Below are 20,340 nucleotides of genomic sequence, written 5' to 3' on the forward strand. Positions count from 1 at the left end.
GCCTAAGCGCTCAAGGCCCCGTTGCCGACCCGTATCTTGCTCAATGCGTTGTGGGCAAACACCCACTGTTTTAGCGTTATTGTTTCGGTGATGCAAAAAAGACAATTCTCCTGTTTTCCGCTAGGGTGAGGCCCCGCCTCCATTGACAGTGCACACTAAGCCCATGCAAGACTTAATTGATGACATTGCCGCAGCCATGGCGAAAGCAGAGGAACGTGGCAAGGTCGCAGACTATATTCCCGAACTTGGTCATGTAGACCCACAACAATTTGCCATTTCGCTCGCCACCGTCGATGGCCAGGTATATTCGGCGGGCTGCGCGACCACCCCCTTCTCAATCCAAAGCATTTCCAAAGTTTTTACGCTGACGATTGCGCTAGGCCAGATGGGCGACTCACTCTGGACAAAAGTGGGCCGTGAACCCTCGGGCGACCCCTTCAACTCTATCGTGCAGCTTGAACACGAAAGCGGCAAACCGCGTAACCCGTTTATTAACGCCGGTGCCATTGCGGTAGTCGATGCGATTATGATGGGCCATGAACCCAAAGAGACGCTGGGTGAGATTCTAAGCTTTGTGCGTTATATCGCCGATGACGACAGCATTTGCTTTGACCATGCGGTAGCTGCATCAGAGATGGCGCACCGCGACCGCAATGCTTCATTGGCGCATTTCATGAAAGCCTTTGGTCACCTTCGCCACGATGTTGATAAGGTGCTAGGCACCTACTTTCATCAGTGTGCTATTGCGATGAGCTGTAAGCAGCTCGCTCATGCCGGCCTGTTCCTGGCTTCAGATGGCGTCAACAAACCCAGCGATATTCGAGTCGTCGCCCCTCAGCGGGCACGGCGTATCAATTCACTGATGATGATGTGTGGGCACTACGACGCCTCAGGGGAGTTCGCCTTTCGGGTGGGCCTGCCCGGCAAAAGTGGCGTGGGCGGCGGCATACTAGCCATCGCCCCAGGCCACGGCGCCATTGCCGTTTGGTCACCGGGGTTAGACCCCTACGGCAACAGCTTGCTAGGCACCCAGGCGCTTGAAATGTTTGTACAGCGCACAGGCTGGTCGGTGTTTGGGCATTAAAAGCAAAGAGTTAAAGGCAATGGTTTAATCAGTCACCTCAATTTTGTTCAATACCGCCAACAAGAACCATTACAAACTCCTTGCACTACCAAGGAGAATGACAATGAGCGCTACACTACTGCTGCCTACACTTCTGCCCATGACTGCATTTGCTCTTGCTGCGTCTATTTCGCCGGGGCCGGTCAACATCGTTTGTTTGAGTAGCGGTACGCATTACCCTATCGCTAAAGGGCTTGTTTTTGTAACCGGCGCCACGCTGGGTTTTGTCGCACTGTTTTTAGCCATCGGCGCTGGCCTTTACTCCCTGCTGAGTGTGGTGCCACTGCTGGAAACGTTTTTACGCTGGGCAGGCATTCTGTTTTTACTCTATCTCAGCTATCAACTTTTACAGCACGATGGGCGCTTGCAGGAGCGAGCCGGCGTCAAAGCCCCAGGGTTTATGACAGGCGCCATGATGCAGTGGCTCAACCCCAAGGCGTGGCTGGCATCTGCCGCTGGCATTGGTGCCTACACCAGTGCTGATGCCCCCTATCAGCTATGGCTGTTTGCCGGTCTCTATTTGCCTATTTGCTGGATATCGCTAGCCAGTTGGGTATATGCAGGCGCTTTTCTGAAACGCTATGTTCATCGTCCTATCATCTTACTAACGGTTAACCGCGCACTCGCTATCTGCCTGGCGGCTAGCGCTATTGCCTTACTGATTGAGTAATGGGTAGCGGTACTGGTTTGGTGTCGCTGCTACCAGCCGCTTAAAGGTTCTTTGAAAGTGGGGCTGGTCATTAAATCCAGCGTTCAAAGCCGCCTCAACAATGGGCTGCCCGTGCTTAAGCGCTTTCTGTCCCATCTGGATGCGCTGATTAACCAGGTAGGCATGAGGCGTTAGCCCGAAGTGCTGTTTGAAGGCGCGAATCAGGTGCCCAGCGCTATAGCCCGACTGCTGACATAGCCGCTCAAGCGATATATCGGAAGCATAATTGGCACGTAAATAAGCCGCGACATTCTCTAGCCTACTGGGCGCTTGAGGCAATGCGGCGGGGGATTCCTGAGCCAGCACTTGCAGCATGGCAGACAAGTACTCGACTAACGTCGTTTGCTTATCGCCAATGTCGCGTTGTTCATTCAGCAAACAAGCGGCCATATCGCAGTACCCGGCATAAAGCGCTGGCTGAGTAATGACGGCGGTAGCGATATCTTGCCAGTACGGCGTATTCAACAGGCCCAGTTGGTAACGCAATTCACTCAGCCACTCGGTATCGACGTAGAGCATCATGTACGCCCAGGGCTGGTTCTCGAGGGGATTGCAGGCATGCACCCAATGGGGATTCATTATAACGATATCTCCCGCACTAATCTGATGTGTCGCATCGCGATAGCAAAAGGTGCTTTGACCAGAGGTAACCGCCCCCAGCGACCAATGCGTATGGCTATGAGGTGCATAGCAAACTTGTCGCGCGTCGCTGATCTTGCGCAGTTCCACATATGGCATCCCTATATCGCGCCAAAAGACAGGTGTCGATGTATTAGATGTGGTAGCTGACGACTTGTTAATTGACAAAGGTGCACTCATGGTTTGCTCGCATTAATAAAAATAGCGACTCGTCTTTTTTGAAGAAACTACACTGGACAATAGCACAGCACACGCACAGTATGGGCCGCCAAAAAGCTCGAGATGAACTAGTTTGCATAGGAATTCGCAACGCCATATCAAGTCAGGAGGACACCATGGCTAATAGTATGAAAAACCCCGATCACCGTGATGCGATTACACTTTTCGCCCGCATGGGCTACGCCTCCCGCGGCATCGTTTATGTGTTAGTGGGTGGTCTTGCCGCGCTGGCAGCCTTTGGGCAAGGTGGCCAAACAGAAGGCAGCCGCGGTGCATTAGAAAGAGTCCTCACCGCTCCCTTTGGAAAAATACTATTAGGTGTCATCGCAGTGGGTTTGGTTGGCTACGCCATGTGGCGCACCATTCAAGCAGTCAAAGACGCCGACCATCACGGCAACGGCGCTAAAGGCTTAGCTATTCGGGCGGGTTTATTAGCGAGTGCGATTACCCATACGCTATTGGCCTTTTTTGCCGCCACGCTCATCTTCCAATTTACGGGCTCCTCCGGGGGTTCAGGCGGTGGCTCGCAGGGCGTGGCAGGCTGGTTGATGCAACAGCCTTTTGGCCGCTGGCTGGTAGGGGCCGTTGGCTTGGTCATGATTGGGGTAGGGATCGCCCATGCGCTTAAAGGCTACAAGGCCAAGTTCGACAAGCACTTCGCGATGCCACCCCAAACCCAAAAGTGGGCTTATCCCATCTGCCGTTTTGGCTTAGTCATTCGCGGGATTGTATTTGTTATCGTGGGTAGTTTCTTTCTGATTGCCGCTTATCAGTTTAATCCCGACCAGGCAGGCGGTACGGCTGAAGTATTTAGTACACTGCGCAGCCAAGCATACGGTCAATGGTTACTGGCCGTTGTCGCTATAGGACTCTTCGCGTTTGGCCTATACAGCCTATTAGCGGCTATCTATCGCCGCATTAATCCAGAGATGTAGCGACTCCCTAATGGCCAACACAACAAAGCGAACCAAGCAGTGGTTTGAGCGTATTAATGGCTCGAAGAACATGCTGTGGTTACTCGGCACCCTCTCCTTTTTGGAAACGATTATTCTTCCCATTCCGCTTGAGCTGGTGCTGATCCCGCTGATGGCAGCCAATAAACAACGTATCTGGCTTTTAGCGACTGTCACTACCGCAGGTTGCTTAATTGCATCGCTGGTCGGCTATGGCGTTGGCATGCTGCTTTTTCAGTCGATAGGTACTTGGTTTATTGAATTTATGGGCATGGAACAAAGCTATCAGTCGTTCCAAACCTTCTTCGATCAGTATGGTTTTGCCGCGATTTTAGCCATTGGCATTCTGCCCATTCCCTTTCAGGTTGCGATGATTACCGCAGGCCTTTCCGGCTACCCGGTTCTTCTCTTCGCGCTAGCGGCGTTAATTGCCCGAGGCCTGCGTTACTTCGGCCTCGCCTGGCTCGTCCACCGCTTTGGCAGCCGAGTACTGATGTTATGGAAACAACAAGCCCTAGTAACCAGCTTGGTGGCGGGTGTAGTGGTGCTGGTGGTGGCGCTGGGAATGCAGGCTTTGGCGGGGCTGATTGCTTAACCGGCGGTTGAAATATCCAGTCCCACCTTAGCAATGCGCGTTTGGCATTGGCTTACGCATCATCCTGCGTCTTACCAGACGTTGCTGCCGTATGCTTGGCTTTCATATCTTTGAAGGCCTCCATGATGTCCATGGGTAGTGGAAACACAATCGTCGAGGCGTTTTTGTTGCTCATGTCGCTCATGGTTTGCAGGTAGCGAAGCTGTAGCGCGGCGGAATTCTCCTGCATTACGTTGGCGGCCTCCACCAGCTTTTTGGACGCCTGAAGCTCCCCTTCGGCGTGTATCACCTTGGCGCGACGCTCGCGCTCCGCTTCGGCTTGACGTGCAATGGCGCGGATCATGCTCTCATCCAGATCCACATGCTTGATTTCAACATTGGCCACTTTGATGCCCCAGGCTTCGGTTTGGGTATCAATGATTTCCTGGATATCGTCGTTGAGTTTATCCCGCTCGGAAAGCATCTCATCCAGGTCATGTTTACCCAGCACGGAACGCAGCGTGGTCTGCGCCAACTGGCTGGTCGCCTGGGTGAAATTTTCGACTTGAATGATCGCCTTTTCAGGGTCGACAACGCGGAAGTAAAGCACCGCGTTGACCTTAACGGTGACGTTATCCCGGGAAATGACATCCTGCTCCGGTACGTCCATGGTAATTACACGTAAATCCACCACTTCCATCTTCTGAATGGCAGGAATCACAATGACCAACCCTGGCCCCTTCACTTTCTGGTAACGGCCCAGAAAGAACACCACGCCACGCTTATATTCCGGCAGTATACGAATGGAGGCAGCGATCAACATCACCACCAGCACCACAGGGACTAAATACGAAATAATCATTGGGCACCTCGTTTTGCAGATAGCTCGTTTTGCAGATGGTTCGTTATGGGGGAAAGCACGTCATCGTCGCAGGCATCACCGGGGCGTCACATGTACCGTCAAGCCCTCAAGGCGCACCACTTCAAGCTCATCACCCTGTTTAACGGGTGCATCGCTCACCGCGTTCCAGCGCTCGCCATGCAGGCGCACATGGCCGTTGGTCTCAAAATCCTCCAGCGCCACTGCCGTTGCACCAATCAGTTGCTCCGCACCGCTGTGCACCGGCCGCCGCCGCAGCGTTGCAAAGCGCGTTAACGTCCATAGCATTAAGCCGCCAAAAATCAGGGCTACACCGCCAATCAGCGGTAACGAAATGGCCAAGTGTTCGGCATCCATCAGCATCACCGACCCCAACACAAAGGCGATAATGCCGCCCGCCCCCAACACCCCGAAACTGGGCATGAACGCCTCGCCTACCATCAGCGCCATTCCCACCACCATCAGTGCCAGGCCCGCATAGTTAATGGGCAGAACCTGAAAAGCGAATAGCGCCAGCAGCAGGGAGATAACCCCAATGGTGCCGGGAAAGAGGCTGCCGGGGCTGGAAAGCTCGAAAATCAGCCCGTAAAAGCCGATGATCATCAGGAAATAGGCAATGTTGGGATTGGTGATCAGCGAGAGTAGTTGAGTACGCCAGTCCGGGGAGTAACGTTCAATGGCAAGTTCCGCCGTCGCCAATGTATCCTCGCCGCGCTCCATCACCACTGTCCTACCGTCAAGCTGAGCGAGCAGGTCATTCATATCCCGCGCCACCACATCAATGACATTTTGCTCCAGGGCATCACTCTCGGTGAGGTTTACTGCATCTCGCACTGCCTCTTCCGCCCAGTCGGCATTGCGGCCGTGGCGCTCCGCCAGGCTGCGGATAAAACTCACCGCGTCTTCAATCACCTTGCGCTCCATCGCGCTGCCATCTTGCTCGCCTTCAGACCCCTCGCCCGCCTCATCACCACCAGTCAGCCCGCCGCCGCCCATTTGCACCGGTGTCGCAGAGCCCAAATGGGTAGAAGGCGCCATGGCCGCTACGTGGCTGCCGTAAAGCAGATAGGTGCCTGCGCTGGCTGCGCGCGCACCACTGGGGGAGACGTACATCACTACCGGCAGGTCTGAATTGAGCATTTCCCGAATCATATCGCGGGTGGTATCAACTAACCCGCCAGGGGTATCCAGCTCAACAATCACCATTTCGCTGCCCTGCTCTCGGGCTTTACGAAGACCACGCTCAAAATAATCCTTGGTCGCAGGGCCGATGGCGCCTTCAATATTAAGGATTAAAGCGCTAGGCGAGGTTTGTGCCCTGGCCTGCCACGTGATCGACAGAACCGCCATCAGCAATCCCGCCACCAATAGCCACAGCCAGTGCGATTTGTGAGAAAGGGAGTGCATATCCGCTCCAGCAGCTACCAATACGCTCAAGGGTATCTACTCAACGTAGCACCCGCAGTGAGCTTCGTCATGAACAACGTGATAGCGGGCGGTTAAGCGTAATAACGCCTAACCGCAGGAGGTTATGCTAAGCAACAGCGATGGCTGGAAGGATGTTCGAGGAGGTTGGCTGGGAGTTGGTTAGTTGACGTAATAGCCGCTTACCTTCCAATCGCCCCCTTCTAGGTGAGGCGTGATAGTTTCGATAATCTGAGGCTTATTTTCAAAACGGGTTTGGAACGTAAACACCGCATAATCACCAACAGGCGCGCCGGGCATAGACGTTTCGCGGATAACACGTATTCGCCGCCTGGACTCAACTGCCCCAAAATCACGTCGGGCTGCATTGATGGTACGGGCCAACATATTGGAAGAGAGCGGCACCTGCAGCAGCGTTGAGGATGCCTCCCACGCTTGTTCATACTCACCGCTATCGATGGCCTCTAGCCACGCCAGCGCTGCCGCTTCAGCCGCATCGGTGTGCGAATGCGCGTTCGTGGTGAGCAAGAGAAGCAAGGTAGCAATGATAAAAGTCACTGTTTTGGACATAGCAAACTCTTGTGGCAGCCAGGGTTAATCGTGCGTCTTAAGTCATTATCGGAAGCTGGGGAAATTTCTTTAGCGTTAATCCCGCCTAGCGGAAACTAATGATAGAAAGGGATTCACCTGTCGTGGTCCGCGCTTCTCAAACCCCACCTGCTCGTTTACTATGCGCCACCCAACCTATCCAGCCCTCACCTTTAGGCGACCATGTCCGTCAACGCACTCTATACCGACCTTTCCGGCTACTACGATTTGATGTGCGTAGATATCGACTACCAAGCGCAAAGCAACGCCATTCGACGGCTGCATCAGCTTTTCGGTAACGACGGCACCGCCCATCTGGATTTAGCCTGCGGCACCGGCCCCCACGTGCGCCATTTTATTGATTTTGGTTACACCAGTGGCGGGCTGGATATCAATCAGCCGATGCTGGATATCGCCGCCTCGCGCTGCCCAGAAGCCCAGTTCACCTTGCAAGACATGAGCACGTTCGACGTTAGCGAACCTGTCGATTTAATCACCTGCTTTTTATACTCGATCCACTATAACGATGGCATTGAGAAGCTAACCGCCTGCATCGCCAGCGCCCACCGCGCCTTAAAAGCGGGCGGTGTGTTCTCCTTTAACGGGGTGGATAAACAGCGCATCAATAACGATCTATTCGTTAAGCACACCGCGAAACAGGCCGAGGATTCGTTCACCTTCCGCTCAGGGTGGCACTACAGCGGGCACGGTGAAAGGCAGGCGTTAAGGCTCAGCATTGAAAAGACCAGCGCCGGGGCCACCCAAGTATGGAACGACGAACACTCCATGGTGGCGGTGAGCTTTGTAGAGCTAACCGCCCTGCTAACGCCTTACTTTGAGGTGCATGTGTTTGAGCATAACTACGAGACCATCACCCCGTGGGATAACGTCTCGGGCAATGCGATTTTTGTGTGCGTGAAGCGTTAACGCTTGCAAGCGCAGCGGCGCTAATCTTCTGTCCTAACGATTTAGGCTTCTGAATCTGAATCGTTCGAGCTGGGCCGTAGTTGGCGCTGAACGCCGAGTAAAAAGTTACGCAGCACCTGATCTTTACACTCGCGATAATTCTTGTGAGTTGGCTTGCGGAAAAAGGCGCTTAACTCATGATTACTAATGCGGAAGCCAGCCAGCTCAAAAATAGCCAGAATATCGTCAGCCTTCAGGTTTAGGGCAATGCGCAGTTTCTGAAACACCATGTTGTTGTTCAACTGCGTCTCTGGCGCGGGCTGCGGGCCCTCGCGCTTGCCACGCTTGAAGCTGATAAAGCCGTTCAGAAACGCTGCCAGCTCTCTATTTTTCATCGTCACAAAGGCGTCGTCTTCATCCTTTTTCAGCCAGGCAGTGACCTGCTCTTGAGCCACGCTGACCTCTGCCAAGGCGAAGATATCCACGATGGTGCTGTCTTTTAAATCAAAGGTGTAACGTATGCGGCGGAAAATATCGTTATTGGTCAAAATAGTGTCCCTAGTCTTAGGCAAACCCAGCACAATCAGGCGTTATGTGCATCTACGTCTATCATCAATATCACTAACATCAGCAGCTTAACAACTAACCTGATGTCAGCTTTCCAAGCAGCTCATCAATTTCGTCTTTAAGCTCGCCATCTTCAATCTTGTTGGCAGTGACTTGGGCCTTTTTAAGATTGTTGATCGCCGCATCAGTTTGACCAAGCTCAACCTGCAGCTTCGCCATGGAGAACGCGATGGATGACATGTGGTCTTTCGAGTTAACTGCAACGGCCTTTTCAAAGGCTTTTTCATAGACAGCCAACGCCTCATCCAGTTCTTCCGTGAAGTCAGCCAGCGTTTCCCACTGCTCTGGATGGTCCTTATCGGTGTTTTCGTTCTCGGTGCAGATCGCTTCCAACTGCGTATAAAGCGCGTCAAACGCCTCTCTATCCTCTTTATCAGCAGCCTTCATGAGCTTTTCAGCGAGTTCGTAAACCGCTTTGTATATTTTGGTGTTAATCATGAACGACTACCTTTTCTCTATTAAAAACAGTAACAAGCTAAAAACCTGCTCAAAACAACGTTGTGGAACCGCCAACTCACCGTGGCCGGTGACATTATACCCTTTGAGGATAGCGCTACGGGCGCTCATTTTTCGGTTTTTGTAGCAAGACCATACCGTTGACCGCTATTAACAGTAATGCTCCATGATGAACTCAGGTTGCCCCGTTTGCTCATCAATCTGCTCACCTAATGAAATAAAGCCATGTTGCTTATAAAAATTGATACTGGGCGCATTCTGACTGTAAACACTGAGCTGCAAACACGACCTTCTGCTCTTGGCATCATCAATTAATGCTGACCCTATCCCTTGGCCCTGAAGGCTGGGTGACACAAAAACCGCTGCCAACGTACTTCCATAGAGGCAGTAAAACCCTGCTATCTGATCATCCGCTTCATAGACAAAGGTCTCCGATGCAGGGATGTATACATCACGCATTTCGCTAACTTTGGACTGCCAATATTCTGACCCAGCAAAGGAGTGAGCTTTAATCGATGCTGAAAGCCAGATATCCAAAATGTACTCAATATCCGCCTTCCGGTATTCACGAATCATCTAGACGTTCCTAATGAGGGTCATCGGCGCCAAAAGCGTTACTGAAAAGCTGCCGAGCCCTGGAATAGGTTTGCACCGATACCAGAGCTAGACAGCTTCATAAAATAAGGCGGAAATGCTTTGCCTTCCTTAAGGTAAATCTGATTCTTCCAGAAGATGAAGTATCTTCCTTCAATTTCTACCGAAAGCAAAAAGAGATTTTACCAGATTATTCAAAAATATTTTTAGGCGCGGAAAATCTAAATTGTTCACAAGCCAGCACCCTGGAGGGCGCTGACCTGCTTATTAATGGGTATCTCGATTTAAATTCCGCTCAGCCGGGATGTCGCTCAGATACTCGACAAACTCCACTTCAAACACCGACGATTCGAGCAACGAACGGGTGCTTTTACGTTATGATGTAGCATTTTTTATTTTCGACAAACCTTACAACCATCTGTCAGAGCGCCTTATGCCATTTGCAAAACTAGGATTATCCCCTCCTCTTGTTCAAGCGATTTCCGAACTAGGTTACCAAACGCCAACGCCCATCCAGGAACAAGCGATTCCTGCCATTCTTTCGGGTAAGGACTTAATCGCCACCGCACAAACGGGCACAGGCAAAACCGCTGCCTTTGTTCTGCCTCTGCTAGAACGATTCAGTAACGCGGGAACGTTACGCGGCAAACGCATACGTGCGCTGATTCTCGTGCCCACCCGTGAGTTAGCGGTTCAGGTCGAAGCCAATGTGGCTCAATACGCTAAACACACACACTTAACCTCTATGGCGATGTATGGCGGTGTGGATACGGAAGCTCAAAAAGCGCGCCTAATCGCAGGCGTCGATATTCTGGTCGCCACGCCGGGCAGATTGCTTGATTTGGCGCATCAGCGTGCGCTGCATTTTGATGAACTTAAAGCCATGGTATTGGACGAAGCGGACAGAATGGTCGACATGGGTTTTGCCGACGATATCCGTAAAATCATAGAACGCCTACCTGAAAACCGTCAGAACCTACTGTTTTCGGCCACCATCACAGACGATGTTCGCGCCCTCGCCTACGATTTTTCAGATCGCCAGATGACCGATCTGGCGGCTGAAATATCCATTTCTCCCAACATCCGCGCCGCCGCTAATGTCAAACAGTGGCTAATCACCGTCGACAAAGACACTAAGTCAGCCTTGTTGAGTCACTTAATTAACGAACAAAAGTGGGATCAGGCGCTTATTTTTACCGAGAAAAAACACAATGCGGCCAAGCTTGTTGCTCAACTGGAAAAACGCGGCATCACAGCGGATTCCATTCATGGCGATAGAAGCCAAGCCATGCGTGAAAAGATTTTGGCTCAGTTCAAATCTGGTGAGCTAAAATACTTGGTCGCCACGGGGGTTGCCGCGCGGGGTTTGGATATTGATGAACTGAGTCGTGTGGTGAATTACGATTTACCTTTTCAGCCAGAAGAATACATCCACCGCATTGGCCGAACCGGCCGCGCGGGCGCCTCAGGTGAAGCCATCTCTTTAGTCGACATGAGTGACTTTAAAAATCTTTGTGCCATTGAACGGCGTTTAAAAAGCATTATTGAGCGCAAAGAGATTGCAGGCTTCCCTGTTCGAAAAGCAGTACCCGAGTCAAACTTAAATTATAATAAACAAAGTAATCGTTAAAATTTACCCAAGAAGCTCACCTCTTAAAAAAGGTGAGCTTCTTTATTATAGGCACTTCACGAATCTGGTAAAAACATATCTAATAGCTCGGCATTAGTGGGATATTTATCCAACAACGCAAGCAACTTTTGCGCGCCTTCTACTGGCTTAAGCGTTGTCAAACCTCTACGCAATGCCCTTACTTTTTCAATATCTTTTACATCAATCAAAAGCTCTTCGCGGCGGGTACTGCTTTTGGCAATATCGATCGCCGGGAAAAGCCGTTGATTGGCCACATCCCGGGATAACACGAGTTCCATATTACCCGTGCCCTTGAACTCCTCGAAAATCACCTGATCCATACGGCTTCCCGTATCCACCAGCACGGTGGCCAGAATGGTGAGCGATCCGCCGTTTTCGATCTTTCTCGCGGCACCAAATAGTTTTCGGGGTATTTCCATCGCTCGGGAATCCAGCCCACCCGACATAGTGCGACCATTGCCCCGCTGCTCGGCATTATGAACGCGCGAGAGTCTGGTAAGAGAATCGATCACAATCATCACATTATGACCTTCGCCTGCTTGCTTACGCGCCGTCTCAAGAAGCTTATCGGCCATATTCACATGGTGTGTGTAGCTTTCGTCTGAAGACGATGCATGTACTTCTGCCGACACACTGCGCTTAAAATCGGTCACTTCTTCCGGGCGCTCATCAATAAGCAAGGCGTACAGCTTTATCTCAGGATGAGCTTCTGCCACGGCCTGACAGATATGTTTTAACATCGTCGTTTTGCCAGAGCCTGGCGGTGCAACAATCAACCCTCGTTGCCCCATCCCAATGGGCGTAATCAAATCCATCGCTCGCACAGTAAGCTGATTAGAACCAGGCTCTAAATAAATGCGCGGGGAAGGATGAATAGCGACGCCATTTAGAAAACGTTTTTCGGGATCATTAGGGAATTGATCTACAACTTCGTCGGCGGGCTTGGCATCTATCTGTCTTTTCGCCTTCAAACCTAGTGTTTTTCTCGTCATAATATTGATGGATCGCCTTTAATAACCTGAATTTATAGAGTACTTAATTTATAGAATAGCTACATCATAGACACTCGGCCGGACGCATCGTTGCGGTACTTGGCATGGAAAACGGTTAAGTCTACCTTGTGCGCAAAGGTATCGGGTTGGAGCTGATCTTAGTAGTTGGTCATCATCATGGCGTTTTGATCGTGATTGTAGAGCTTGAAGCGCGGCATGCTGACCATTTCTCGTCTGTTTTCTTGATCTTACCAAAGCTTAGGCGTCAGCGTTGTTATTCTACAGCCTCAACGCCTTGATCACCGGTAAACTAGGAGCAAAGCGAGTAATTTATCCGAGTGCAGCAAATTGTTATACGGCTCCGATACTATTTCCAATCTTTCGGTTAATTCTTGGGTTTTATCGGGAAGAATCCATAGCGTCCTGAATTTTTCTTAGTAAACTGAACAACTTGTTCTCCTGAACTGTACTTATTTGGTATAGACTTTTTATTTTCAAAAACAATAACCTGCTTAGCATTCCAGGCTGCCAAGTTATCAAAGAACTTAATATTTACATCCGTACCGCTAAGATCATCTTCCTCATTATCTGGCTCTTCATAAGCAAGCAGTGGCGAGTCAAGTATGGAAAAACCTAAGTGAGGAAGCTCATTCTCTTCTGTATACTTCATCAGTCCGAGAGTGGCTGCAGCGTGTGTAATAGCACGGTATCCTTTTCCATTGCTAATTCTATGTTTTCCATTAATAACAAAATCACATGTTTCTTTATCAAAGTGAACATCATTAGAATTAGGCAAACCCCATTCTTGCAAGAAGTTCTGTACTTCTTTAGAGAGCTTAAACAAAGCGTTTGTTGGCAACACTCTTTCGCCTTCACCCTTGCCTTTGATTTCTTTTTGTGGAGCTGAATTCTCCAACTCCTCTTTCTTTTTGTTTAGGAGAACTAATTGTTCGTACCACTTTATTGATTCATTAACTTGGGATTTGACAGCAAACAATTCTGAAAACTTGGTACGCTGCTCTACTAACTCAGGGTTCACAACAGATAATTCCTTAGCAACAAAAGACAACTCCTTCTCTATGCCCGGCAATTGTTCGTTAATTGATTCCAACTCTGAATTAAGATTATTCACTGTAAATTTAAGTTCACAATTAAGTCCTTCAATCTTCAATTTTTCTGATTCTGCTGCAGCAATAACATCTTTAATACTTGCATCGCAATCTTGATGAACCTTATCCCCAGAAACTCGCCTTCCACACGTAGGGCATTTTTCAGAAGGTAATGCCTCTAACAAAGTTCCTGTTTCAGCGATACTTTCAAGTCTAGCTATATCTGATTCATACTGATTTTGTAGCAGCTTGAACCGGGATAGCATTTCTGTTACTTCATCGGCTCTTCTCGTCTTGAGTTCTAATTCATCTCTTAAAGAGGCCCGATTTCTGACTAAGCTATTGTATTTTTCCTCATTTGCATCAAGGATAGAACGTTCTCTCAATATAGCCTGTGACAACCTATCATTTTGCTCTCTAAACTCCGACAATGAACTTTCCAGTGTAGCTATGTCACTTAATGAATTACCTTGTTCTTCTATCAGCTCCTTTAACACTTCTATCTTTGCTTCTCTAGATAGAGATTTTTTTTCAACTTCAGCTGGCAACAGTGAGCTATCATCTACTCCAGTAAGAATAAATTTCAGTCTAGACTTGTGCTCAGTTATTTTTGTGTATTGCGTACTAATATATGGTGATGATTCTTTTTGAATACTGGCTTCATTAACAACTGCAAGATCTAGTGAATTTCTTAGGGTTAAGCTAACCAGACCATTCTGCGCATTTTTTTTAAGTTTATTGTTAGATAAATTAACTTTCTCTAGTATAAAAGAGGAAATGCTTTTGATTTTTTTAGTTTCAGTTTTAGGTCTTAGTATGATCGGTACGATGTCTCGAGGTTTATGTTTATGCAGTCCTTCGAAACACTCGTAATCTCCACCCTCAATACTTCTTACAAAAGTAAAACACGGCGGTCTCAATGACCAAGTGCAACACCTAACCTATCAGGTAGGGTATTGCCATGACTCACTGTTATCGCCATCTTTCTGCCGAAGACCGAGCCGCCATCATGCTGATGCGGGCTAACCACTCGATTCGCGCTATCGCCCGTCAGTTAGGGCGTTCGCCCAGTACTATTTCACGAGAACTGGTGCGTCATACTGTTAGCCCTAACAGAGCGTATGACGCCAGCCTCGCTGGACATCGCGCCCGACTGACCCGCTGTCGGCCTCGCCGTAGCTTGAAGCTTCCTCTCGACGGTGAGCTGTTCGAACTGGTGGTCTACCTGCTGCGCAAGTACTGGTCACCAGAGCAAATAGCCCGCACACTAAAGCGTATGTTTCCTGATAATACTGACCGCCACGTCTCGCACGAAGCCATCTACAATGCGCTCTATCTCATGCCGCGCGGCTCGCTCAAGAAAGAGCTGATTGCCTGTTTGCGCCAGGGTAAAGGTAAACGACGCCCTCGCAGCCGTGGCAAGGATAGGCGACAACAGATTCCAGACTTGGTGAGCATCCATCTGCGGCCGCCTGAAATCGAAGATCGCCTGATGCCCGGCCACTGGGAAGGGGATCTCATCATGGGCGCTAACAATCGCTCTGCCGTTGGTACATTGGTGGAGCGCACGACGCGTTTAGTGATTCTGGCGAAAGTGGATGGCACCACGGCCACAGCGGCGGCTGTCGGCTTCAGCGACAAGCTCAATGAGGTGCCGCGCTCCCTGCGCCTGTCCATGACCTATGACCAGGGCAAAGAGATGGTGAAACATGCCGAGATCACTCAGAAGACGGGGACAGCGATCTACTTTGCCGACCCGCATAGCCCATGGCAGCGGGGTTCCAATGAGAACACCAACGGGCTGTTGAGACAGTACTTGCCAAAGGGCACGGATCTGTCGGTCTACAGCCAGGAAGAACTCGACGAGATCGCCGACTCACTCAATACACGGCCGCGCAAGACACTGGATTGGCGCTCGCCACTGGAAGTCTACGCCGAGGTGCTCAAGAAATCCGTCGCCGGCCCGAGCACTCTTCAATAGTGTTGCACTTGGAACTTGAGGCCGCCCACTCTGATTTAGAAAACTCCACACCCAGAATCACTTGGTCATAACCTTCGTGCTCAGGAAGCTCTTTCAGGGGGCTTTCCGCACCCAGCATAAAGTCAATTCCATCTAAAACCGATGACTTGCCTGTATTTGAAGGGCCGTATATTAAATTCAAACCGCTTCCAAATTCTAGTTCTGCCGACTTCTTTATAGGGCCAACAAAAACAATAAATCTAATTTCCATTTAAGTAATACTCAATCATTTATCGTAATTGACATTTCTGCCATCTGGAACTCATCTCTCCAGCGGTCAAATGCGGAATTGAAAATCTCAGAGAACAACCTATCACCGTAATCTTTATACATTTTTACAGCCCACTGCGCTCTTTGAACAAGTGCCTTTATATACTCATTAGTTAGGCTTTCAATAAATGCATAAGCAAGCTCTGTTGCACAGTAATAGAAACCATCAGGTGTTATCACTTTCTCTATGAGCCTTTTACTCTCCATAAGAGCAAGACCATTTTCTACTAACGGCCTTCTTACCAAAAGCTCACCACTTCTTTGTACAATATTTGGATGTAAACTTGGTGGAGCATTTTCAACATCTCCTGTATGAACAACAATATGATCCAAAGCTAATAGTTGCTGCAAGTCAAATTTATTAGATAGATTAACGACCAATATACATACTGCACGCACTCCAGTTTCTAGCGCATTATTGAATATGTAATCTGAATTTAGATTTTTATCCATCATCTTCAAGCCATTTCAATTTGTCGTCATTAGCTAATTGATGGCATATACCATACCTATCTTTCACTCTGATAGTTTCAAAAAGACCATTTGAATCAAGAGGCACCAACTTTGACTCGCCTAAAACAGATTTAATTTTAATTAACCCACTGTCATGATCATCTTCTGCTGTATCTATTACACCGTCAAGCATGTCACTTTGAAGTGCCTCAAATGTGCCTAGTGGAACAGAATCTCGCGCAAAGGTTCTCAATGATTCAGCAAAGTAGAAGTATTCTCTTTGTCTGATAAAATGATTTTTAAGCTCAGGATAACAGTCCATCTGAAAATCTTGTTTTTTAATGCTTTTGCTATCAGCATAAGCATAATGCAGCTGTTCTATATAGCGAGATTCATTCTTTTGAATAGCATCAGGAGGTGTCAAAGGCGCAGGCCGCTCTTTTAGTCCACCACCAAACCTTATCGAGTAATATGGTGTTTCTCTATATTCCTCGACAATTTCATTTACTGGCTTATATTTGAAAATACTAAAATCAAAATTAGAGACAAAATTCTTAAATTCGCCCACAAGTAAAATTTCTTTTGTTGAGGTTATACTCCTCGAACACCAGCTACCCCACTCTTCAAAAAGCTTATCCTTCAATTTTTCTGAGTCTAACAGTAGTTTTTTAAGCGATGGCCCACAGTCCTTAGGAGAAAAAAAGTAATAGCAATTTGGTTTTGTCAAGTTCCCATTGAACACGTGCCACAACAATTTACCAATTTCAGGGATTGCAGTTCCTGGTGCCAAAGGGTCACCTTTATAATATTTGCATTGATAATTTTCCCAGCTACCAGAAAATCCATTCTCAGTGTGAAAACAAGCAACATCAACACCAAAATCATTAGCTCCACCTAGGCGTGTTACAAGGTGATACTTTGATTTTTGAAATGTCCCCCATTCCTCTAAAAAGCATTCCCACTCTTCTGCTGAGAAAAGAAATATGTGCTGCCTAGGAGTAATCAATTTTCCATAAGAAACTTGTTGAAAAGATGCTGAATCATTTTCACTCTTAGGTTTAGCTAATTCGAGATCATTTAATCTTAAATCTAACACTTACAAAATATCCATTTCTAGGCACGGTTCCCAATCATTTTTTCAGCTTGAACTCTCAATGACTAGGTTTACCGTATAACAGTGATTAGACTGCACGTTCTGATATTGAATAAACGCGCTGCGCCGTTCAACATTCTTATCACGCGTGCCGAAACTCCCCTAACTATCTGATATTTAATTAAATTAAAAAAATTTTGCTGTATATCTAGAATTCGGGTGCAAGCTATTTTTGCTGATCTAATCACACTGTATTCGTAAAATTGGCTTAGGTCACGCGCCTTTGCCGAAAAGTTGTGCTGTAGCAAGTTTTAGGCAGCTGGCGCTGCCTTCGCGGGTGCCTTTTGGCTCGTTCCTCGCCAAGCGTTACGCCGCGCTACGGTGGATTAAGCTCGGTGGTTTTATCATCGCGAGCTGAAGCTCCTACCCACAGCCATAGCCAAGCACTAGCCAGAGGTTAATGGAGCTTCAGTTACTTTCCCCTGACACCTCACCTTTCACTTCACCCTTAAAGCTCAATACCCTTCTGGGCCTTAACACCTTGGTCTTTGAAGGCGTGTTTGACCACTTTCATTTCAGTGACGGTGTCGGCTAGGTCGATAAGCTGTTGTGGGGCGTAGCGGCCGGTGACGACGGCGTGCTGCATTGCTGGGCGGGCTTGTAGGTCGTCGAGTACTTGGTCGAGGTCTAGGTACTCGTAGCGCAGGGCGATGTTAAGTTCATCGAGCAGTACCAGGTGGTAGCTTTCATCTTGCAGCATGCGTTTGGCTTCTGCCCAGGCGGCGTTGGCGGCGGCGACATCCTGTTCGCGGTCCTGGGTGTCCCAGGTGTAGCCCTGCCCCATTACGTGGTAATCCACGTTGGGCAGGTTGCGGAAGAATGCTTCTTCGCCGGTGCTGAACGCACCCTTAATAAACTGCACCACGCCCACTTTCATGCCGTGGCCCAAGGCGCGGGCGAGCATGCCAAAACCGGAGCTGCTTTTGCCCTTGCCGGGGCCGGTGAGCACTAGCAGCACGCCCTGCTCTTTATCGGCACGGGCGATGCGCTCGTTCATGATTTTTTGTTTGGCCGCCATGCGCTGGGCATGGCGTTCGGGGGTTTTGGCATTCTCGCGCATGGGGCGTCCTCTTTAATGAAGCTCTTTATTAAGCTCTTTATTAAGCTCTCTACTACATTCAGGCTTTTAGTACGTAGCGCAACGTCTCAACTACCTGCTCGGTCGTGGTGCACCAGGCTTGGGCTTGCGCGTCGACTTCTTTAAGCGGGTGAACGATGTCTTCGCTGTGTAGCGTGATGTAGGGCTTGGCCAAGGCAGCGCAGTAGCCAGCATCAAAGGCCGCGTTCCACTGTTTGTACTGGTCGCCAAAACGAACGACAACGAGGTCGGTCTGCTCGATCATGGTGCGGGTACGAATGGCGTTGACCTTGGATGACTGGTGATCACGCCAGAAGCCATTGTCCGGTTTACCCAGGTGGTCACCGGCGGCATCAGAGGCTGCGTGGTCCGTTACCGGGGCGGTGAAGACGATATCCAGGCCCGCTGCGTCAGCGCCGCGCTGAATCTCTTCGCGCCACTCAGTGTGAATCTCGCCGGAAAGGTAGACGTAAAAGCTCATGGTGTTCTCCTGCTGAGTTGCATTCAGTTATGAAAGGCTCACAGCATAGCGCAGTTCAATTTTATGGAAAAATCTTCCACATATTTCGTTAACCGTTATTAATGCTAATCGGCTGCCCGGTAAAAATATCCGCGACCAACTTGGGCGCAGAGGGAAAGTAGCCGTGGAAGTAGCTCGCGACCAGCCCGCCTTCGCGGTAGATCGGCTCGGCTTCGCTACCGGCTAGTTTGCGGGTGCGTGCCAGCGGCGTCATCGCAGTTTCAAGTAGTGAGTGATGATAGGTATGACCGCGCAGCTCGCCTGCCCCGGCGTGCAGGCTTTGCAGGCCTAGCGCAGTGAGTTTACCGGCCATTTTCGCGGTGCCGTTGAGAAGCCCAAGCATGACGTGGCTTTCACCCTCGCCATCCACTAACTGCTCAACGCAGGCCATTAGGCCGCCGCATTCGGCGAGTATCGGTTTGCTCGCGCGGTGATGGGCGCGAATCGCTTCGAGCATGTTGTGGTTGGCACTCAGCCGCGCCGCGTTAAGCTCGGGATAACCGCCCGGCAACCAGAGCGCGTCACACTCGGGTAACTGGTGATCGGTAAGCGGTGAAAAGAAGCTGACCTCTGCACCCATGGCGCGCAGCACGTCTACATTGGCGCGGTAGATAAACGCAAAGGCGTCGTCTCGGGCGATCGCAATACGCACGCCATTCAGGTAATCCGGCACCGGCGTTGGCGACTCCGCGCTGAGCGTGACCAGCTTGGGCAATCGGTCTAAACCCGCTTCTCTCAATACCTCGGCGGCGGCATCCAACTGCGCATCCAGGCCGCTTAGCTCGCTGGCCTGCACTAAGCCTAAATGGCGATCGGGAATCTTCATTGCCTCATTGCGGGGAATGGCCCCCAGCAGCGCAATGCCTTCCGGCATGCTGTCGGCGAGCAGTTTGCCGTGGCCGGGGCTGCCTACGCGGTTGGCGATTACTTCATGAATGGCAAGATCGGGATGGTAGTTGGCCAAGCCCTGCGCCACCGCGCCAAAGGTTTGTGCCATGCCCCAGGCATCAATCACCGGCAACGCAGGGATGCCTGCCAAGATTGCCAAATCAGCGCTGGAAGGCGAGCCGTCGAACAGCCCCATCGAGCCTTCGACCAGAATCACATCTGCTTCCTGGGCAGCTTTAGCTAAGCGCCAGCGGCACTCCTCTTCGCCGGTCATCCAGGGGTGAAGCTGATACACCGGCTGACCGGAGGCCACTTCCTGAATCATGGGGTCAAGGTAATCGGGGCCGTGCTTGAATACCCGCACAGTAAGCCCGGCATTGCGATGAAGCCGTGCCAGCGCCGCGGTGACCATTGATTTCCCCTGGCCTGAGCCAGGCGCACTGATTAATGCTGCGTGTGCTTTGCCTTGAAACATAACAATCCTTTTAACGGTTAATGGTTAGCCCATTTCCA

General features: G+C 50.0%; 22 protein-coding genes. 7 read left to right on the plus strand and 15 right to left on the minus strand.

The window, feature by feature from the left end; genetic code table 11:
* Positions 1-163 precede the first annotated feature (163 nt).
* Both Q3Y66_RS11490 and Q3Y66_RS11495 read left to right on the plus strand, forming a co-directional pair.
* A complete protein-coding gene (locus tag Q3Y66_RS11490; RefSeq protein WP_008956391.1) occupies positions 164-1,084 on the plus strand; it encodes a glutaminase in 921 nt (306 codons plus the stop codon).
* Between the two features lie 103 nt (positions 1,085-1,187).
* Positions 1,188-1,793, plus strand: a complete 606-nt coding sequence (locus Q3Y66_RS11495) for a LysE family translocator (RefSeq protein ID WP_008956390.1) — start codon at positions 1,188-1,190, stop codon at positions 1,791-1,793.
* Here the strand turns inward: Q3Y66_RS11495 and Q3Y66_RS11500 are convergent.
* Positions 1,779-2,651 carry an AraC family transcriptional regulator gene (locus Q3Y66_RS11500; RefSeq protein WP_193365442.1) on the minus strand — a complete coding sequence of 291 codons (873 nt, stop codon included), beginning with the start codon at positions 2,649-2,651 and terminating at the stop codon, positions 1,779-1,781. The genes Q3Y66_RS11495 and Q3Y66_RS11500 overlap by 15 nt on opposite strands.
* A 155-nt stretch (positions 2,652-2,806) precedes the next feature.
* Between Q3Y66_RS11500 and Q3Y66_RS11505 the strand changes: the two genes are divergently transcribed.
* Positions 2,807-3,625 carry a DUF1206 domain-containing protein gene (locus tag Q3Y66_RS11505; protein WP_008956388.1) on the plus strand — a complete coding sequence of 273 codons (819 nt, stop codon included), beginning with the start codon at positions 2,807-2,809 and terminating at the stop codon, positions 3,623-3,625.
* 10 nt (positions 3,626-3,635) lie between these two features.
* On the plus strand, positions 3,636-4,238 hold the full coding sequence (locus Q3Y66_RS11510; protein ID WP_008956387.1) for a YqaA family protein: 603 nt from the start codon (positions 3,636-3,638) through the stop codon (positions 4,236-4,238).
* A gap of 52 nt (positions 4,239-4,290) precedes the next feature.
* On the opposite strand, the gene Q3Y66_RS11515 is transcribed toward Q3Y66_RS11510, so the two are convergent.
* The 3 genes from Q3Y66_RS11515 to Q3Y66_RS11525 form a co-directional block, all read right to left on the minus strand.
* Positions 4,291-5,079 carry a slipin family protein gene (locus Q3Y66_RS11515; protein WP_008956386.1) on the minus strand — a complete coding sequence of 263 codons (789 nt, stop codon included), beginning with the start codon at positions 5,077-5,079 and terminating at the stop codon, positions 4,291-4,293.
* A 75-nt stretch (positions 5,080-5,154) separates the two neighbouring features.
* On the minus strand, positions 5,155-6,504 hold the full coding sequence (locus tag Q3Y66_RS11520; protein ID WP_008956385.1) for a nodulation protein NfeD: 1,350 nt from the start codon (positions 6,502-6,504) through the stop codon (positions 5,155-5,157).
* Positions 6,505-6,684: 180 nt separating this feature from the next.
* The gene (locus Q3Y66_RS11525; RefSeq protein WP_008956384.1) at positions 6,685-7,092 is read right to left on the minus strand and encodes a DUF4019 domain-containing protein; all 408 of its coding nucleotides are present in this window, start codon (positions 7,090-7,092) and stop codon (positions 6,685-6,687) included.
* A gap of 201 nt (positions 7,093-7,293) precedes the next feature.
* Here Q3Y66_RS11525 and Q3Y66_RS11530 point away from each other — a divergent pair, with 201 nt between their 5' ends.
* Positions 7,294-8,037 carry a class I SAM-dependent methyltransferase gene (locus Q3Y66_RS11530; RefSeq protein ID WP_008956383.1) on the plus strand — a complete coding sequence of 248 codons (744 nt, stop codon included), beginning with the start codon at positions 7,294-7,296 and terminating at the stop codon, positions 8,035-8,037.
* A gap of 41 nt (positions 8,038-8,078) precedes the next feature.
* Here Q3Y66_RS11530 and Q3Y66_RS11535 read toward each other — a convergent pair whose 3' ends face one another.
* The 3 genes from Q3Y66_RS11535 to Q3Y66_RS11545 all read right to left on the minus strand — a co-directional run bounded on the left by Q3Y66_RS11535 (position 8,079) and on the right by Q3Y66_RS11545 (position 9,675).
* A complete protein-coding gene (locus tag Q3Y66_RS11535) occupies positions 8,079-8,564 on the minus strand; it encodes a DUF1456 family protein (RefSeq protein ID WP_008956382.1) in 486 nt (161 codons plus the stop codon).
* 94 nt (positions 8,565-8,658) lie between these two features.
* On the minus strand, positions 8,659-9,081 hold the full coding sequence (locus Q3Y66_RS11540; RefSeq protein ID WP_008956381.1) for a hypothetical protein: 423 nt from the start codon (positions 9,079-9,081) through the stop codon (positions 8,659-8,661).
* Between the two features lie 168 nt (positions 9,082-9,249).
* Positions 9,250-9,675, minus strand: coding sequence for an N-acetyltransferase (locus Q3Y66_RS11545; RefSeq protein WP_008956380.1), 426 nt, complete (start codon positions 9,673-9,675; stop codon positions 9,250-9,252).
* 451 nt (positions 9,676-10,126) lie between these two features.
* On the opposite strand from Q3Y66_RS11545, the gene Q3Y66_RS11550 reads away from it, so the two are divergent.
* Positions 10,127-11,323 carry a DEAD/DEAH box helicase gene (locus Q3Y66_RS11550; RefSeq protein WP_035586153.1) on the plus strand — a complete coding sequence of 399 codons (1,197 nt, stop codon included), beginning with the start codon at positions 10,127-10,129 and terminating at the stop codon, positions 11,321-11,323.
* A gap of 56 nt (positions 11,324-11,379) precedes the next feature.
* Here Q3Y66_RS11550 and rho read toward each other — a convergent pair whose 3' ends face one another.
* Both rho and Q3Y66_RS11560 read right to left on the minus strand, forming a co-directional pair.
* The gene (gene rho, locus Q3Y66_RS11555) at positions 11,380-12,336 is read right to left on the minus strand and encodes a transcription termination factor Rho (RefSeq protein ID WP_008956378.1); all 957 of its coding nucleotides are present in this window, start codon (positions 12,334-12,336) and stop codon (positions 11,380-11,382) included.
* Between the two features lie 385 nt (positions 12,337-12,721).
* Positions 12,722-14,365, minus strand: a complete 1,644-nt coding sequence (locus Q3Y66_RS11560; RefSeq protein WP_303319484.1) for a hypothetical protein — start codon at positions 14,363-14,365, stop codon at positions 12,722-12,724.
* 89 nt (positions 14,366-14,454) lie between these two features.
* Between Q3Y66_RS11560 and Q3Y66_RS11565 the strand changes: the two genes are divergently transcribed.
* Positions 14,455-15,426, plus strand: a complete 972-nt coding sequence (locus tag Q3Y66_RS11565) for an IS30 family transposase (protein ID WP_303319548.1) — start codon at positions 14,455-14,457, stop codon at positions 15,424-15,426.
* Here the strand turns inward: Q3Y66_RS11565 and Q3Y66_RS11570 are convergent.
* The 6 genes from Q3Y66_RS11570 to Q3Y66_RS11595 form a co-directional block, all read right to left on the minus strand.
* The gene (locus tag Q3Y66_RS11570; RefSeq protein ID WP_303319485.1) at positions 15,389-15,676 is read right to left on the minus strand and encodes an ATP-binding protein; all 288 of its coding nucleotides are present in this window, start codon (positions 15,674-15,676) and stop codon (positions 15,389-15,391) included. The two genes, Q3Y66_RS11565 and Q3Y66_RS11570, sit on opposite strands and share 38 nt — an antisense overlap.
* An 11-nt stretch (positions 15,677-15,687) precedes the next feature.
* On the minus strand, positions 15,688-16,191 hold the full coding sequence (locus Q3Y66_RS11575; RefSeq protein ID WP_050805283.1) for an ABC-three component system middle component 2: 504 nt from the start codon (positions 16,189-16,191) through the stop codon (positions 15,688-15,690).
* Positions 16,181-17,284, minus strand: a complete 1,104-nt coding sequence (locus Q3Y66_RS11580; protein ID WP_035586374.1) for an ABC-three component system protein — start codon at positions 17,282-17,284, stop codon at positions 16,181-16,183. The genes Q3Y66_RS11575 and Q3Y66_RS11580 overlap by 11 nt, the downstream gene beginning before the upstream one ends.
* 505 nt (positions 17,285-17,789) lie before the next feature.
* Positions 17,790-18,401 carry a cob(I)yrinic acid a,c-diamide adenosyltransferase gene (gene cobO / locus Q3Y66_RS11585; protein WP_008956952.1) on the minus strand — a complete coding sequence of 204 codons (612 nt, stop codon included), beginning with the start codon at positions 18,399-18,401 and terminating at the stop codon, positions 17,790-17,792.
* 58 nt (positions 18,402-18,459) lie between these two features.
* The gene (locus Q3Y66_RS11590) at positions 18,460-18,900 is read right to left on the minus strand and encodes a YtoQ family protein (RefSeq protein WP_008956953.1); all 441 of its coding nucleotides are present in this window, start codon (positions 18,898-18,900) and stop codon (positions 18,460-18,462) included.
* An 88-nt stretch (positions 18,901-18,988) separates the two neighbouring features.
* A complete protein-coding gene (locus Q3Y66_RS11595) occupies positions 18,989-20,302 on the minus strand; it encodes a cobyrinate a,c-diamide synthase (protein ID WP_008956954.1) in 1,314 nt (437 codons plus the stop codon).
* Positions 20,303-20,340 lie beyond the last annotated feature (38 nt).

Origin of the sequence: Halomonas sp. HAL1 (assembly GCF_030544485.1) — a bacterium.
Lineage (GTDB): Bacteria > Pseudomonadota > Gammaproteobacteria > Pseudomonadales > Halomonadaceae > Vreelandella > Vreelandella arctica.